This window comes from Anaerobacillus sp. 63XJN7_5_ISO-PGPR-S23-430 (genome assembly GCF_056173695.1).
The window spans coordinates 689266-705172 of the sequence record NZ_CM149686.1 but is presented as its reverse complement, the minus strand read 5'-3'; the positions used below and the strand labels follow the sequence as shown (position 1 = coordinate 705172).

The 15907-nt window shown below is 38.7% G+C and carries 21 protein-coding genes; 10 read left to right on the top strand and 11 right to left on the bottom strand.

What is annotated here, in order from left to right; genetic code table 11:
* Position 1: 1 nt before the first annotated feature.
* The gene (locus AC0VYJ_RS03860; RefSeq protein WP_283152975.1) at positions 2-316 is read right to left on the bottom strand and encodes a hypothetical protein; all 315 of its coding nucleotides are present in this window, start codon (positions 314-316) and stop codon (positions 2-4) included.
* A gap of 137 nt (positions 317-453) precedes the next feature.
* Between AC0VYJ_RS03860 and AC0VYJ_RS03855 the strand changes: the two genes are divergently transcribed.
* Complete coding sequence (locus AC0VYJ_RS03855; RefSeq protein WP_084006653.1) at positions 454-621, top strand: YfhE family protein; 168 nt, start codon at positions 454-456, stop codon at positions 619-621.
* 59 nt (positions 622-680) lie between these two features.
* On the opposite strand, the gene AC0VYJ_RS03850 is transcribed toward AC0VYJ_RS03855, so the two are convergent.
* Positions 681-1331 carry an N-acetylmuramoyl-L-alanine amidase gene (locus AC0VYJ_RS03850; RefSeq protein WP_430246770.1) on the bottom strand — a complete coding sequence of 217 codons (651 nt, stop codon included), beginning with the start codon at positions 1329-1331 and terminating at the stop codon, positions 681-683.
* Between the two features lie 219 nt (positions 1332-1550).
* On the opposite strand from AC0VYJ_RS03850, the gene AC0VYJ_RS03845 reads away from it, so the two are divergent.
* Positions 1551-2114, top strand: coding sequence for a sigma-70 family RNA polymerase sigma factor (locus tag AC0VYJ_RS03845; protein ID WP_430246772.1), 564 nt, complete (start codon positions 1551-1553; stop codon positions 2112-2114).
* Between the two features lie 7 nt (positions 2115-2121).
* The gene (locus AC0VYJ_RS03840) at positions 2122-2751 is read left to right on the top strand and encodes a hypothetical protein (protein ID WP_475366561.1); all 630 of its coding nucleotides are present in this window, start codon (positions 2122-2124) and stop codon (positions 2749-2751) included.
* Positions 2752-2846: 95 nt separating this feature from the next.
* Here the strand turns inward: AC0VYJ_RS03840 and AC0VYJ_RS03835 are convergent, their stop codons facing one another.
* Together AC0VYJ_RS03835 and AC0VYJ_RS03830 are read right to left on the bottom strand one after the other, a co-directional pair.
* Positions 2847-3893: an ABC transporter permease gene (locus tag AC0VYJ_RS03835; RefSeq protein WP_475366560.1), complete on the bottom strand. Its 1047-nt coding sequence runs from the start codon at positions 3891-3893 to the stop codon at positions 2847-2849.
* A 21-nt stretch (positions 3894-3914) separates the two neighbouring features.
* Positions 3915-4772 (bottom strand): ABC transporter permease subunit, encoded by an 858-nt coding sequence (locus AC0VYJ_RS03830; protein WP_475366559.1) that lies wholly within the window; start codon positions 4770-4772, stop codon positions 3915-3917.
* A gap of 205 nt (positions 4773-4977) precedes the next feature.
* Between AC0VYJ_RS03830 and AC0VYJ_RS03825 the strand changes: the two genes are divergently transcribed.
* The 3 genes from AC0VYJ_RS03825 (at position 4978) to AC0VYJ_RS03815 (ending at position 7402) form a co-directional block, all read left to right on the top strand.
* Positions 4978-5919, top strand: a complete 942-nt coding sequence (locus AC0VYJ_RS03825) for a hypothetical protein (RefSeq protein WP_430246780.1) — start codon at positions 4978-4980, stop codon at positions 5917-5919.
* Positions 5900-6781, top strand: coding sequence for a protein-glutamine gamma-glutamyltransferase (locus AC0VYJ_RS03820; protein WP_475366558.1), 882 nt, complete (start codon positions 5900-5902; stop codon positions 6779-6781). Before AC0VYJ_RS03825 ends, AC0VYJ_RS03820 begins: the two co-directional genes overlap by 20 nt.
* Positions 6782-6865: 84 nt before the next feature.
* Entirely contained in the window at positions 6866-7402 is a 537-nt protein-coding gene (locus AC0VYJ_RS03815; protein WP_430246784.1) for a GNAT family N-acetyltransferase, read from the top strand.
* A 91-nt stretch (positions 7403-7493) separates the two neighbouring features.
* Here the strand turns inward: AC0VYJ_RS03815 and AC0VYJ_RS03810 are convergent, their stop codons facing one another.
* Positions 7494-8774, bottom strand: a complete 1281-nt coding sequence (locus tag AC0VYJ_RS03810; protein ID WP_430246786.1) for an MFS transporter — start codon at positions 8772-8774, stop codon at positions 7494-7496.
* 206 nt (positions 8775-8980) lie between these two features.
* Between AC0VYJ_RS03810 and AC0VYJ_RS03805 the strand changes: the two genes are divergently transcribed.
* Both AC0VYJ_RS03805 and AC0VYJ_RS03800 read left to right on the top strand, forming a co-directional pair.
* Complete coding sequence (locus AC0VYJ_RS03805) at positions 8981-9514, top strand: RNA polymerase sigma factor SigX (protein WP_475366557.1); 534 nt, start codon at positions 8981-8983, stop codon at positions 9512-9514.
* The gene (locus AC0VYJ_RS03800; RefSeq protein ID WP_475366556.1) at positions 9514-10734 is read left to right on the top strand and encodes a hypothetical protein; all 1221 of its coding nucleotides are present in this window, start codon (positions 9514-9516) and stop codon (positions 10732-10734) included. The genes AC0VYJ_RS03805 and AC0VYJ_RS03800 overlap by 1 nt, the downstream gene beginning before the upstream one ends.
* Before the next feature lie 41 nt (positions 10735-10775).
* On the opposite strand, the gene AC0VYJ_RS03795 is transcribed toward AC0VYJ_RS03800, so the two are convergent.
* From AC0VYJ_RS03795 to AC0VYJ_RS03785, 3 genes are all read right to left on the bottom strand, one after another.
* A complete protein-coding gene (locus AC0VYJ_RS03795; protein WP_430246792.1) occupies positions 10776-11258 on the bottom strand; it encodes an endolytic transglycosylase MltG in 483 nt (160 codons plus the stop codon).
* Positions 11251-11454, bottom strand: coding sequence for a hypothetical protein (locus tag AC0VYJ_RS03790; protein WP_194220200.1), 204 nt, complete (start codon positions 11452-11454; stop codon positions 11251-11253). Before AC0VYJ_RS03790 ends, AC0VYJ_RS03795 begins: the two co-directional genes overlap by 8 nt.
* A gap of 300 nt (positions 11455-11754) precedes the next feature.
* Complete coding sequence (locus AC0VYJ_RS03785) at positions 11755-12381, bottom strand: NUDIX hydrolase (RefSeq protein WP_430246794.1); 627 nt, start codon at positions 12379-12381, stop codon at positions 11755-11757.
* A 237-nt stretch (positions 12382-12618) separates the two neighbouring features.
* On the opposite strand from AC0VYJ_RS03785, the gene AC0VYJ_RS03780 reads away from it, so the two are divergent.
* The gene (locus AC0VYJ_RS03780) at positions 12619-13020 is read left to right on the top strand and encodes a BsuPI-related putative proteinase inhibitor (RefSeq protein ID WP_430246796.1); all 402 of its coding nucleotides are present in this window, start codon (positions 12619-12621) and stop codon (positions 13018-13020) included.
* A gap of 64 nt (positions 13021-13084) precedes the next feature.
* Here the strand turns inward: AC0VYJ_RS03780 and AC0VYJ_RS03775 are convergent, their stop codons facing one another.
* Entirely contained in the window at positions 13085-13753 is a 669-nt protein-coding gene (locus AC0VYJ_RS03775; protein ID WP_430246798.1) for a DUF1836 domain-containing protein, read from the bottom strand.
* 167 nt (positions 13754-13920) lie between these two features.
* On the opposite strand from AC0VYJ_RS03775, the gene AC0VYJ_RS03770 reads away from it, so the two are divergent.
* The gene (locus AC0VYJ_RS03770) at positions 13921-14409 is read left to right on the top strand and encodes a hypothetical protein (protein ID WP_475366555.1); all 489 of its coding nucleotides are present in this window, start codon (positions 13921-13923) and stop codon (positions 14407-14409) included.
* Between the two features lie 52 nt (positions 14410-14461).
* Here AC0VYJ_RS03770 and AC0VYJ_RS03765 read toward each other — a convergent pair whose 3' ends face one another.
* Positions 14462-15457 (bottom strand): zinc-binding dehydrogenase, encoded by a 996-nt coding sequence (locus AC0VYJ_RS03765; RefSeq protein WP_475366554.1) that lies wholly within the window; start codon positions 15455-15457, stop codon positions 14462-14464.
* 22 nt (positions 15458-15479) lie between these two features.
* Positions 15480-15776: a Dabb family protein gene (locus AC0VYJ_RS03760; RefSeq protein ID WP_303533015.1), complete on the bottom strand. Its 297-nt coding sequence runs from the start codon at positions 15774-15776 to the stop codon at positions 15480-15482.
* Between the last annotated feature and the right edge of the window lie 131 nt (positions 15777-15907).

Sequence of the window (15907 nt, the reverse complement as noted above, 5' to 3'; positions counted from 1 at the left end):
CTTACTCTCTTTCTATTTGCTTCATCTCTTCAATCGCCGGTTCTTTTGCACCATACCAAGAATAGGCGACTTCATAATATTCCCCTTCATCCACAAGGTTCCAGGCCATTTCATCTTCAACCAAAAGTTCAATGGCCTCTCCTTCTCCTTCAGGCTGAACAAAAACATAGAAATGATGATCTGTGCTTTCCTTCTTAATCACTTCACCATGTTCAATATGTTTTTCATGAACATAGGTATACTTTCCAATTAAAAAAAGGCTGACAAGTACGACGATACTTGCAATCGATATATTTAATGCTCTCTTTCTATTCATAGTGCCTCCGTATTGAACATGTTTAGTATTAAGTTACCACAAACATTAGTATTTTAACAAAGTTAGATTAGGATGTTTAATGATTTTTTCACACGGGTACCATTTATTATAAGAGACGATACAAGGAGGAATTACAAATGGCTAAGAATTCTCAATACCAACCAATTCATGAGAGTGGTTTCTCACTAAGTGATGCTCAAGAAGTAGCTTATGCGAAAGAATTTAAGAAAGCAGATATTGCAGGCGGAATTCGTAAGCCTAAAGTGAAAAGGGCAAAGAGCGAAAATCCTGATCTACTTAAATAATGACTCTAAGGAGCCATGCTGATTGCATGGCTCCTTATTTATGCAGTACTTAGACTTCATCAAACCTTTTTCACAAATGCGTCGTACCCATTCTTTTTCAATTTCTGGCATAATTGATCAGCGCTAGCCTTCTCCTTATAAGCGCCGGCCTGGACGTAATACAGTGACTGTGGAAGCGCACCTTTTAAATACCGCACGGCCGCAAGTACAGCTTCCTCAGCGAGCTGAAGGCGATAGGAACGAGCCTTTAATTTTTTTACATCCGACGAAGAATCCAAAAAGCCGTATTCAATTATTACTGTCTCTACATCTCCAGTCAATCGATGCATGTAGTAGTAATCTTTTCTATCCGCTCCTTCTCTAGAGAATACCCTTCGCAATCCCATCCCGGCTTTTTTCAAACCTTCTGCTATACTGCCTGCCAAATCACTCTTTGCGTAAATTGAATGAATAACTTCAGCCCCACTTCCTCCTCCCGCATTATAATGGTTACTCAAACAAATCGAAGCACCTGACCCTTTCACAAGTGCAGAACGCTTTTCAGAAGATAGATCAATATCTGTCGTTCTTGTGATCGCACACGGTATGCCAAGATTCTTCAAAAACTCATATTGATGAAGCGCTACTTCCATAGTCCAATCCTTCTCTTTCACGCCATTCGCCACCGCTCCTGGATCATTCCCGCCATGTCCTGCATCAATGATAATCACTTTTCATTCCCCCTCTATTCCTTTTTCGTATCGATTATTCTCGATACCAATCGCTGCCTCCTTATGCTATATATCGAATTGAAAAAGATAAAAGGGGCATTAACAGATAATTTTTACAAATTCTGCAACCTTTCTTTTGATCCTTCGTCTTAATAGGAAAGGTCTTAGTTTCAATTGCTATTCAGTGCCAACCCTAAATGACCTTCGAAGGATGATGATATGAACGATAATTCCCCTCTTAAACTTAATGCAGATTTCTCTACCTATACAACACTGCAAAAAACAGAGTTAGTCGAAGAATTAATGGATCAATACGGCGAAGCTCTGCTAAGACTGGCTTATACTTATGTAAAGGACTGGGGTAAAGCAGAAGATATCATACAGGAGGTTTTTCTGACTTGCTTTTTAAAGATAAATACCTTTCGAGGAGAAGCTTCTCTAAAGAACTGGCTTTATCGCATTGCGATTAACCGTTGTCATGACTATGTACGAAGCTGGTCTTTTAAAAACATCATTCCAAGTAACATGATCTTAAATTTCTCTAAGAATCATCAGCCTTCCCCAGAACTTATTGCGATAACAAAAGAAGAATCTTATATGTTACGCCAAACGATTTTACAACTTCCATTAAAATATCGTGAAGCATTTATTCTCTACTATCATGAAGATTTATCCATTAGGGACATTAGTTCACTCCTTGACACAAAAGAGGCAACTATAAAATCCAGATTGCACAGGGCTCGTCGCCTTCTTGAATCAAGACTGAATAATGAAAGTGAGTGAATGAAAAATGAACCAAAATAGATTAAAAGAAAAAGTGAAAGAATCTTTATTCATTAAAGAGCATTTAACAGAAAGAAAAAAAGAAAGAATTATGGAAAATATCCTTATTGCTCATTACGCTGACCATAAGAAGAAACGAAGCACCTTTCTAGCATTGGTTGGATTTGCGGTCTGTTTGGCACTACTTATGACAGTCACTCTCACAGTCATTGATATTGATTTGGATCCTCCTATAAAACATGAAGCTTCTAACAAACTACAAGAGGCCCCATACGTAAGTGCAGCTTATATGAAGCGGGCATCAGAAATTGCTCAACGTGACCTAGATATTCTCGATGTAACCTATTTCTCAATGGATAAAACGATCTATCTGGATATCATGGTGTCAGACAGTTTTTCAAATAAAAAAATGAAGGAACTAACAATACAATATTTGGAGGTGTTATCTCATTTATATCAATTGAAAAATGATCAACTGGGGGAAATATGGGATTATTATCATTTAGAAATTACGATTAAACCAAACAGCGATTACCCTTCTTTAGCCTTTATGGATGAAGAAGATAGTACCTTTTTTCTTAAAGGTTCTAAGAGGATAAAGGAAGCAAGTATGAGTTGGTCCTCTCCATCTAATTAACTAACCTGTATGAATTTTTATCCGCTACTCGTAGATCATAGTAACGTTGTAAACAATCATAAAAGAAAAAGCACAATCTTGAATTGTGCTTTTTCTTATCTACTTGCCGTTTTCCTCTCCATCATTTCGCCATGATTATGAACAAAAGAAAAGGAACTTGAATCGATCTCTGTCTTTGTTTCAGGAAGTTCAACATTCTTCATCCTTCTACTATACGACTGCTTATCTAACACTTGCTTGAAGCCTTCTAAAACAAAATTCAGTGCCAGTATGACAAGAACAAAACATAGGATGGGAATCAACGGAATCCATGTTTCATATGAAAGGAATCTAAAGGTGGATCCAATTAACCCTGACCATTCTCCAGAAACCGAGCGATATTCATCACCTAACATAGGGTCTGGATTAAAGAACGTTCCACCAAAAAACAACTTCAACAATCCAAGATGTAGCAAAAGAATCAGAACGTTAACAATTTGCTGAAGAAAAATAATCATCATTCGTGGTCCTAAGTGTGGTAGTACATGCTTTGAAAGAATATGTCTTCTAGAGCCTCCTAACGTTCGTGCTCCTTCAATAAATTCTCTACCCCAAATGGCGTTCGTTTCATTTGAAATAAGAATCGTCGTTGTAGGAATAGCGACCGCTGTCAAGATAATCACTTCAAAAACCATGCGTTCAGTGAAAGAGTATGAAAACGTTCCTTCCATCCCGTTTTCCATTAATACTCCATGGAGAATAAAGTAACATAATAACGAAATAGGGATATACTGCATCGCATCCACCACTCCAGCTGTGCTTCTAAGCGTTCGGCGAAAATAAGTCCCTCCAATTACACCTGCAACAAACGATAACGCCATTCTCATTGAAGCAACAAGAAAGGCAATTCCAATTGTATATTTCGCACCAATGATAATTTGCTCAAACAAATGGTAGCCGAACTTATCTGTACCAAATGGAAGAACTTGTACAGGTGAAAGAGGCGATCGGTCAATTAAATTTCCATCGTCGTCATAAAGCATAAACGTTTGAGGAATGTCATCATGGTAAACGAGCGAATAAAAAATACTGCTACCTAGTAAGAGAACGATAATGATCATTCCGAACATAAACATTGGATTTCGCAACGCACTTTTCAACATCCTTCTTCCCTCACTTCCGAACTATAGTAACGCTTCTTCTTTTGAAACTTGCTCCGCTACAAACTGGTAAAGTGTCAACGCCAAGAAGATAGGGATAAAAAGACATAAAGCGCCTACCGTGAAAATTTCTGGCGTAGGATGTTCATACATAAAGCGGATTAATCCGTTCAAATTGAAGACGAATTCCATAATAAATAAATTAGATAACGTAAACCAGACAATGGAGCGCGAATGGAAGTAAATCGATAAAATCGCATTCCGAAAAACATGGACAAGGAAAATGACTGTTGATTGCACGCCTTTCGTTCGCGCAAGCTCAACATAAGGCTTTTCAAATTCCTCTTCGAAAACTTGCATCATAATTCGGTAGAATAGGAAAGCTGGTAATATAGATAGCACTAATATAGGCATCGTATAAATTCGTTCATATACTGCAATATCCATTAACAAAATATCGGTTTTTTTATAAAACCAGATGATTCCAATTTGAACAATTACGAGAATAAATACATCTGGAAAAGATTCAGTTAGAAACGCAAATCGTTTAAACCATTTTCGCATAGGAGGCGTAAATCTGTAGGTAACGTATGTAAAAACAAATCCTACAACAAACGAAAGAAATAAGGCACTGAATAAAATGACTATGGAATATGTCGCATAATCAAAGACCTCTGGGAACAATTGATAATTCGCATTCCCAGAGCGAAACGTTATATCTTGATAGTGGATCAACTCCTCTAATGTCTTAACTAATCTCTTCAAATATCCAGAAAAATCAAGCTTCATGCCATTGAATAACCCCGGTAACGCCCCTAGTAACAGCACACCAATAAATGCAGTAATAAACTTAAGACTAGTTCGAACAGCCTTATTCTCCATACGGTATCCCCCTAATGAATTCAATTTTCCTTCATAGCTGATCGTGTAGGTTTCTTGATTTAACTTAGTCTATCTTAAAGACGGAGCAAATAAGTAAAAGTTTCAGATAGAGCATAAAGAATCATTTTTTATTACATGTGATGAAACTCCCCCCTGCCGAATACGCTGTTAACAGCGCACTTTCGAAAGGAGGCCTCCCTTAAACATGTCTACCTCACTTGAGATAATCCGGAAAACAGAAGGCATTAAACGTCTTGATCTGTATATAAGAGAGTTGATTCAGCATGATGCAAAATTAGCCATTTCACGCATCAATGACGAGGACCTCACTTATCCCACTCTCTATGTCTTATCAAAGGTTATTCGCGAACACAGTCTCACAAAGAACTTATCAGATCGGAATAAAGTAGCTTTGTCCATCCAAAGAGATATCCTTGCTACAGAACGTACACCAGCAACTCCTTTTCCATATTCAGTCTGCGATCTTCCACAGTTCATTCACTCTGTACTCAGATGGATGGTCGAAACTGGGAAAGAGGATAAACTGAATGCTCGTTATCGACTTGTTATTGACCGCGCTGCTGGGCTATTGACAACCATCTATCAAAACCCGGAAGACCTCTCCCTTGTTTCAGAACTATTATTCAAGAGAAACAGCGAGGGCCACTCTACACATTACTTAACATGGTCTTATTTTTCTTCACGAAACATGTCTAGTCTCCTCCCTATTGGTGAAAAACTATTATCTTCTCATGAAGAAGAAGTTGAGTTTGCAAGAGAACTGCTTCATTTCATTTCCGGTTTAGAAGAAAGCTCTGATCAGTATGCCTATTTTAGGGGTTGGTATGAAGAGAACCTCCCATACCTTCTTCATAATGAAAATAGCTATGAATTAACAGCTGAACTTTCACCTTATATTATCGATCACTACACAAAATACCGTGAACATCATTCAAACACTTCATCGGAATACCATCGAGATAAAGGATTTCATACGTTAACCGAAGATGAAAAAGAAGATCTTGCCAACTTCTCCTATCAAATGAGAAAAAGATCTCGAAACAAATGGAAGGAGTGGATCAATCGACCTCTCGATGCCCAATTGACGCTCATTGAGGAGGTTCATCATGATTACTATAGGAGGTAATAGTTTAAATAAAGACGATGCGATAAACGCTGGTATCGTACGACCTCTTGAACAAACGATACTTCATGTCATGTATGCAAGTCCCTATACGTATTCCTATCGCTCGATGGATGCCTTATTATTTGAAATTCGATTTAGAGTAGCCATCACAGACAGTTCACGTGAACTTTACTATAGCGGTGTTCAATTTGCAGACTTTTATCGATCGCGATGTAACCCTATGTTCTGGAACCTCCTCCCAGATGGCGCCTTTCAATTAAAAATGGGCGTTCCGGCATCTGAAGCAATACTCGATATTTACCGAAATGGGAGACTATATGCGTTTGAATGCGCCACCGCTATGATTATTATTCTCTATCACGCAGCAGTCAAAATGCTCCCTCCCGCACAGTTTAATCGACTTTTTTCAAACATACGGCTTTGGGGATGGAAATACGATCAAGATTTGCAAATCGTTCATAACATTCCTCCTGACTACCTTCCTGGGGATATTCGATATGTAAAAAATCCTGACGTGAATCCTCTTACGCCAGAATGGCAAGGTGAGAATGTTGTAGATTTAGGGGACGGTACTTTTTTTGGACACGGTTTAGGCTTTCGAACCGTTGAAGGTATGATTGAAGCCCTTGCATTAAGAAGACGGCCGGGTGCGACGCGGATGCCTTATTTAATGCTTCCTGCTACTAGACCTGGGTTTTCCTACTTGTATCAATTCTCATCCAATAGAAAAGAAGGAACAACGCCTATTATGTTGTTCGATGACACCTTACAGCGATCAACAATGTCAATTGATGAATATGAAGAAAAGCATGAAGACCTTCTAAAAAACTTCATAACGATACGAATTGGAAATAGCTCTTGAATAAAATCAGGCTAACTCCCGGGTCATAAGCCCTCCACCCCGTTTTCACATATGCATATGGTAAAGTAACGGGTGGTGAACGCATTGAAAGAATTCCCTGAAATTCAAACTGAACGCCTTGTTTTAACAGCACTTAAAGAAGAAGATCGTAGTTCACTTTTTTCCATATTCGCAGATCCACTTGTCACCTATTATGATGGTGGAAAAGTTATGAAAACCTCTACACAGGCCCTTCACTATATACGTGCTTTCAAAGATACCACATCGATATCTTTGACCAATACAATACGTTGGGGTGTCCGATTGAAGACCTCAAACAAATTAATTGGTACGGCAGGTTTCCAAAACTGGGATCGCACCTCTTCTAAAGCAGAAATTGGTGCCATTCTGTCTCGAAATTACTGGAGCGGTGGTTATGGAGCCGAAGCAGCAAAAGCCGTTATAGAATACGGTTTTGAACAAATGAAACTTCACAAAATTTATGCGCAAACAATAGAAGACAACCGTGCCGCTGTTAAGCGTTTAGATGAGCTTGGCTTTCATGAAGAAGGACGCTTTATAGATCACGTCTATTTAAGAAATCAGTATTATCATGTGCTCGTTTATTCTCTATTCCAATAAAATCTAATAGGTAATTTCCTTACTTCCGCTCACACTCCTTAAATGTGCAAAAAAAAACGCTTCTTCAGATAATACCTGAAGAAGCGTTTCTTTATACTTGTTTACTAGGCGGTGGAGACATAAATGCAGCAATTGTACCGAGAATTGGAAAGATAAGTATAATCAATAATATTTCTGTATACCCTCCAAAAACGTCAAAAGCAATACCAAATGGAAGTGGTCCAAAAGCAGAGCCTATGACCATCGTCGTTGTCGCAATTCCTTTAATACTCCCTAGATGTTCCCTACCAAAATAATTCGGCCATATAATGTTTAATGTAATCCGTTCAATACCTCCAATCATTCCCCAAAGAACGGCAAACACAATAGCAAGTAAATAAGTATGCACCTGAGTTAACAATAAGATAAATACCATTTGGCCAATAAACGATAAACCAAGAACAATATGAACGTTCACGCGCTCGAGAATAAATCCAGAAGCCATTGTGACAGGGAAGCCAACAATCGCCATGATACTCAATATGATGGCAGCTGTACTTCCTGGTACACCTTGCTCACCTAGAATAGAAAATAAGTGAAAAGTTAAACCGGTATTGACAAGTGCAGGAATACTAACGCAAAAAAGAATAAACCAAAATGCTCTCGTTCTCATCGCTTCTTTCACAGTCCAATTCGTTTCGAAGCCCTCTTCTTGCTCCTCTTCTTCCATTTTCTCTTCTCGACGTTGTGCAAGTCTTTTCTTCGAAATAGCATTATCAGGAAGAAGTCCGATGTCTTCAGGTTTATTTTTAACAATAAAAAACACAACAGGTAGAAAAATAACAATGAGTGCGAGTCCAAGTATTCTCCAGGCACTTTCCCATCCAAACGTTGTAATTAGCCATGTATTAAGTGGAGGAAAAGAAGCTGAGCTTAAAAAACCACCAATAGCCATAAAGCTAAGTGCTCGCCCACGCTTTACTACAAACCACTGAGGCACAAGTGTATTCGGAATTAACGTCATTGAACCTTGTCCGAATAAACGAAGCATAAAAAAACCAATAAATAGCATGACAGGTCCAATAACAAAGCTATTCCAAAAACATGCGACTGCTAGCAAAGCCCCCATTATGAGCATCATTCGCCGCTGTCCATGTTTATCTACTAATCTCCCTACAACAAATAACAATAGTCCAGCCGCCAGCGTAGCAGAAGAATAAATGCCTGATACAAGCGATCGTCCCCAGCCAAAATCTTGAATGTAATAGTCAATGAACACAGATACGGCGTAAGTTTGACCTGGTCCTGAAAAAAAGACGCCAATGGCTGCTGCCATCACAATATACCATCCATAAAAAAAGGATGAGTTTTGCTGCTTCGAAAATAACTGCATCCAATAACTCCTCTCAAGCTGTCATTAAATAACATTCTATCGAAGAAAAGCTAAATACTAAAACACTTTGCTTTGTCATCCATATATCGTTATTTTCATTCATTCCTACAACCTCAAAATAGATTGTTCTATTTCTTTTTGTAATCTTGCTGTAACCTTTTAAGTAGATATATCGTTTTAATAAATAGAAGAAGGAGGGCTGAAGAATGGATAAGACATTTGAACGTTTATATGATCGCTACCACACGAACTTATTTCAATTTTTATTCTATATGGTAAAAAATAGAGCAATTGCGGAAGAGTTAGTGCAAGAGGTTTATATTAACGTGCTACGTTCTTATGACAAGTATGAAGAACGCAGCAATGAGAAGACATGGTTGTTTGCCATTGCGAGAAATATAGCCATTGATTATTTACGTACACACAATCGAAGAACCTCAAGGTGGCTTAGTAAGTTCGATTTTAACAAGCAGCAGCCAACTGATGAATCTCCACTTCCGGAAGAAATCCTACTTCAAAAAGAAGAAGTCCAAGCCATTTATAAATGTTTAAGAGAATGCACACTTGATCAGCAACAGGTGCTAATTCTTCGCTACATTCAAGAGCTGTCGATAAACGAAACAGCCGAAATATTAAATTGGAGTGTTAGTAAAGTGAAAACAACTCAGCATCGGGCTATTAAAGCGCTCCGCGAGCTAGTAGATGATCCATCCAAAAACCAACTAAAGGGGGTCTTATGATGAGTGATCGAACAAAATCCCTTCTTTCTCAACTACCTGAAGTCAAAGATCATAGAAGCAAAGAATCGATCTATCACAACATCGAGAAAAAAAAGAATGAACAATCACAAAGACATCGAACAAAGAAGAAAACGCCATGGATTATTCCTAGTATTGCCGCTATTGTGGTCCTATTCCTGGCCGTTCTAATTACGCCTGGTCTCTTCAATCAAAATGATAACTCTTCTAATATGGCCATTACACAATCAGACTCAAACAATTCAGATACAGCAAACTCTTCAGCCTCAGGAGATGATTCAAAATCTGAAAGCACAACATTAGCACCTACAGATGAGAAATCAGATCAAACGAGTGATACTGTTAAGGAAGAGCCGCCAACACTCACAAGAGAACCGACTACTTTTGACAGCTACATTCCAGCATTTCAGCAGTCTGAAGGAGCAAACGTTGTCGTTTCTTTCCCAGATCCTGAAAGCTTACTTCTCATTCCGCTTTCATTTACTTTAGATGAAAACAAAAGCATACAAGAAAACTTAGAAGAAATTTTATCTACTTTTGATGTTTCGGAATTTGGTCTTGAACGCTCACCACTAGTTGATACAACTCTAGATTTGATTGATACTGATGGAATTAAAACACTCATAGTTAGCTTCAAAGAGTCTGGTGATAGCCTTTCATCGACGGAATCAATTATGATAAACGATAGTGTTCAACAGTTAGCGAAAAGTCTCGGTGCCGATCAAATCAATTGGCAAACGAATGGAGAGGAAGGCTACACTCTCGGAAATTTCGGTTCAGCTGACACGACAGTGAATCAAAAACCTTCTCCATATTACCTATATGAATCAAGTTCTGAATTACGTTTTCTCGTAAAAGGACCATCCCTTTCAGGTGAAGAAGGTGCTGAACTCGATGTCGCTCTCTCGCTTATGAAAGAAGGCGATCCTAACGTGCCCTATTATATGCCAGCGATCCCTCCTAACGTAGACATCTATTCATTCGACGGAGACGGTGCTGAAGCAACAATTACCTTTACGGAAGAAAGTGAATTTCAATCAGAAGAGGAAGCGATGCAAACAATCGAAGCCATAATGCTTACTGCTTCTCAATATAACTATCAGACGATTCGTTTTGAGAACACTGGCTTTGATCAAATCGGTGGATATTCACTCGATCAATCCCTAACCATTCCTTCTTCTCCCAACGCTATTTCGAGATGAAAATAAACAAAACACCCGGCAATTTATGCCGGGTGTTTCGTTTATCTAGTAATCTCTTCCACTATATCTGCAGAAGACATATCCGTTTGAAGTTCATATTCACCTGGCTGAACTGCCATTTCTTTGTCCATGTCTCGAAGCGATTTAATAAAATCATCCGATTTCTTTACTAGCTTCTTGTCTTCTAGACTTTGAGCAACTTCCTGACTAGTCATTCCTTCCTTAATAGTAAAGGTGATTTTCTCAGGTTGATCAGAGACTTTTTCTTTCTCTGCCTTTTCTTTTGGAGCCTGATTTTCGCTCACTTGTTGATTCTGAGTCACTTCTTTTTCTTTCAAAGAATCATACTCTTCCTTTTTAACCATAACCATGCCTTTTTCTTCTAAATGCTGTTCAACGGCAGCTTCTGTTAACTTATTGCCATCCTCTGCTTTTGCTGGAGAAAACAAAAAGTAATAGGCCGTTAACAAAAGCGCAGCGAATAAAAGACCAGCCCCAATTCCTTTTGCTTCTTGCTTACTCATTAGGACCACCACTTACAGATTTTGTTTTGCTTTCTAGCATTTCAGTACGTTTCTTAACCGTTTTCAACTCTTTCATTAAGTTGATATAAACGTCATCAACCTGACCTTTCACTTCTTTAGCGTAGTCCTTAACAAAATACGAGTAAATAAAGAAACCAAGTGAAGCGGCAAGTAAAACAAAAATAATCGTTAACATTGCTTTTCCCCCTATTAAATGTTTGGCATTCTCTCTATGTATTGCACTTATTATAATCCAACTAAATTCTTTCGCGTCGATCTGTAGGTTTTTGTCGTTTTTAATTTAAACTTATCACCTATAGTAAATAAGTTAAGTTACCTAATAAATATATAACCTAGTAAACTCATCAAAGTTTCAACATTCCGAAAAAGGAAATCACAAAAAAACTAGAAAAAACCGACATAAATCGACCTTTTCTAGTTTACCTATATTTGCTTCAATTGACAATAGTCCTTTAATGGAAAAACGCTTCTTCTCTTATTCTTCATTCACCAATTGAATGAAATGATACAGTATTCTTGCCGTCATCCCCCAGATGACATAGTCACGATAATAGTAAAAGAACTCCGGCATACTTGAGGATGACCAATTATATTCTTCACCATTCGGAATAAGATGAAACGGGAATCCTTCATCTGGCTGTACATGTACACGTATATCATGTCGCTCTGGTGGGTGATTCTTAAAATGAGATAAAGGAACTGTAAACACTTCCTCTACTTCATCTGGATTAGGTGATAATTCAGAGTCTGATTGGATCATCCCCGCAAACGGGTATACGATAGATTGGAATGATGTAACTAGGAAATCAAGTTCCCCCATTACAGTAACTTCTCTTTCTAAAACACCGAGCTCTTCACAAGTTTCTCTTACTGCTGCATTTTTCGGGTTTTTGTCGTGCTGATCTACTTTACCACCCGGAAAACAAACCTCTCCCGGCTGTCTTCTTAACGACCGTGCTCGAACTTCAAATAATACATGTAGCTCTCCATTCCGTTCTATTAAAGGCAAGAGAACGGCAAATTTATAAAAGCGCTCATTTCCAAGGACTTCTGCACTTCTGCCATTTATCCTAGCTTGAATATCTACTAACGATGGCTTCATTCTATCGAACTCCTTCTGTAGAACTTATCTCACTCTATTATATGGCATTTATAACGGTATATCCTCCACTTTGTCTTTGAAGATTGAAATAAGGTTTTAAGTTCATTCCTTTGAATTGTAACTTTCTAGGATGTCACCTCGTCTAATAAACAAAGGAGTGATGGGATGCTTAAATATGTGATGATAGGAACAATGGTACTCCTTACTTTGACCGGATGTGGAGAGGAGAACGCAACTATGAATACAAACAACAATACAAGTGAGCAAGTATCTGGTTCTTCTGGCATAGTAGCTGGATCTCTTGAACCTACCCTGCAGCTTGAAACAACGGAAAGCGGAGCGGCAACTTTCTTATATCGTATTCAAAACCAAACAGAGAGAGTCCAATCTATCCACTTTCCAAGTAGTCAAAAGTATGACTATACACTTTCGAATGAGCAAGGAGAAGTAATTAAAACCTATTCCGCTACCAAAAGCTTTTTGAAAGAAGAAGAGAACGTTACATTAAAACAAGCTGAATCACTCGAGTACTCCATTATTGTAGATGAACTTACACCAGGATCCTATACACTAGAAGTTTGGCTAGCAACAGATGGAGAAGGCCAGTTCAAACAATCCATTGATTTTACAATCGATTAAAACAAAACGAGCTGGCGCCTTTTATGAGGTTCCAGCTCGTTCTTTCTTCCTCATTCATCAGTTCTTATTTCCAAACATCATCAAGGTATTGCTTCGATAACGTTTGATAGTAAGCAGCTTGAACAGAGAGTGCGGCAGAAATAAGTAGTTTCTCAATATCTTTTTTTTGATTTTCCGTTACTTCATGGAAAACATTAGACAACTCAATTGACTTCTTTTTAAACTCTTCCTTTGAAGGTTTTATTTTCGTATGAATCACTTCAAAAAGCTGCGAGTACGCAGTATAAAAGGTTAATGGATCGATTAAGTCATCATTTCGATCCGCCGGGTTATTAAAAGCAAATTTCAATAGAAGGCGGATGCTTTCGAAATCGTGCGTATTCTTCAAGTCTTCTACAATAAATAAAATTGCCGCTTGTTCTATTGCGTATTTCTTACCTAATTGTGGTGGACCAATCCACTCTTTAATATCTCTTTTCACCCAATTTTGAACAGCAGTGGATCGGAAACTTGCATACTCTAGCTGATTACCAAGCGTTACAATTTCATTAATAGATAAGCCGAAAGCACCTTCAGTCACTTTCAATAACTTATCAAAAATAGCTGGTATTTCTGTTCTTCCTTTTCCGGACCTTTTCATCGCTCTCAATAAAATTTCATCTGGCTTTTCCTCTGCGCGAATCGTCTGAAGAAAATTTCCCATTTCAGTTCTAGTTAAATAAAAGTCTCTCATCTTCCACCTCTACATTTAAGGTCATTTGAACTTATCGTATAGTTTCTTTATGGAAATTTCAAGAAGGGCACACATAAATGAGATATTTGGGCTCAAAATTGCACTTGTGTTAGTAACTGATTCATATCTAGGTGAATATCCTGTGTTGTGTAAAGGAGGAATCGCTTATGAACATGTACGGGAACCAAATGAATCAGAACGTTCTAGGTGCGATGCAGGGACATTCTCCGAATCAGGCAGTTCAAGGAGCCATGCAGGGTAATCAAATGCCTCACCAGGCAGTGCAAGGGGCCATGCAGGGGCCGAATATGCAAAACAACGCCGTTCAAGGGGCAATGTTTGGAGAAGAAAAACAGCTTATGGGTGATATGAAACAGTTATGCAAAAGGTATAACACCTATCATGCTAAAGTAAGAATGCAGGATGGGATGGAGTATGAAGGAATTATTATGGACTCAGATGATGAGCACATGGGTATGATGATCCCTCAAGAAGTAGAAGAAAGCGAAGGTCAAGATACGGATAGACAATATGGCCGCTATCGCTATCGCAGATTCGGGCGCTTTTTCTTTCCTTTAGCTGGAATTGCAGCTCTTAGTCTCATTCCTTACTATCGCCCCTATTATCCCTACGGCTATCCGCCATATTACTATTAAGAAAAAAGGAAGCCAAACGGCTTCCTTTTTTCTATGAATATTTCAAAAAACACTACCTCATACTTAATGAAATTTTCCCAAATTGGGAACTATCACTCAAATGAGCAAAAGCCTTTTGAATATCGTCAAAAGAATAGACTTCATCCATAATTGGCCTGATAGAATGTTCATTTACGAAAGATACCATCTCTAGAAATTCCTCAGCGCTTCCCATCGTTGAGCCAAGCAAGTTATATTGGCCGTAAAAAAATGAGCGCAAGTCAAATTCAATTGCATCCCCTGTTGAAGAGCCGAAAATAACAATGGTTCCACCCTTTTTCAGTACTCCGAGAGATCGATTGAACGTAGCTGCACCGACACTTTCAATAACCAAATCAACGTTTTCACCCTCAGCTGCTTCAGTCCAATCCTCTTCATCGGCAAGAGCTCGATCTGCACCAAGTCGAAGAGCGGCCTTTCGCTTAGATTCACTTCTGGAACTAACAATCACTCTCGCACCAGCCGCTTTCGCAAACTTAAGCAAGAACGTTGCTACGCCTCCACCAATTCCAGGAATAAAAACAGTTTGTCCTCTTCGAAGTTGCCCTCTTGTAAATAATGAACGATACGCCGTTAATCCGGCCAAACCTATGACAGATGCTTCTTCAAAGGTAAGGTTTTCTGGCTTTTTCACAGCATTTTCAGCTGGAACAACGATCGTTTCAGCAAATGTACCATCACCTGGAAAGCCTACAATTTGAAATCCAGCTGGAGGAACAGGAGAATTCTTTTCCCAACCAAGACCGGGGTTAATGATCACTTCATCACCTTCATGAATCTCATCAACGCCTTCACCAACTGCAACGACAACACCAGCACCGTCTGAACCAAGAATAACGTCTGGATCTTTCGGATCGTGACGATCTGGTATAAATAGATCTCTGTGATTTAACCCCACTGCCTTTAGTTTAATCTTCACTTCACCTTTGCGAGGCTCCGACTCAACAATATGATCTTTAAGCGATAGCCCTTTATGACCTGCTTCATTGCCATGAACAAATCCTTTCATATGTAAAAGCTCCTTTCCATATTTATAGACATTCGAAATCTAGTGCAAGGACATCTCTCATTCCAACCTCTTTCAAGTATGCGACTACTTCTTGGTGCGCCGGGTGTGGACCATATGCTTCTAGCGCTTCTTTTGATTCAAACCGAACCGTTAGAGCACTTTCGAAGCCCTGACTACGATCAGTGAAGTTATTTCCTGCTTGAATATCAATAATTCCAGGAATTTTCTCCTTAACTTGAATTAATCTTCTCATGCCCTCTTCTTTCTGATCCATGGTCGTTTCTTCACTGAATTTAAATAAAACAACGTGTTCAATCACTCTATTTCCTCCTTCTTATATCAAGCCTGTCAATTCAATATGACAAGTTAAGTTAATCAAAAAAAGCGCCAGGAAACAAATGATATCCCTGGCACCTCTGCTTATATATTTCCCCAAAAACCGTGATTTAT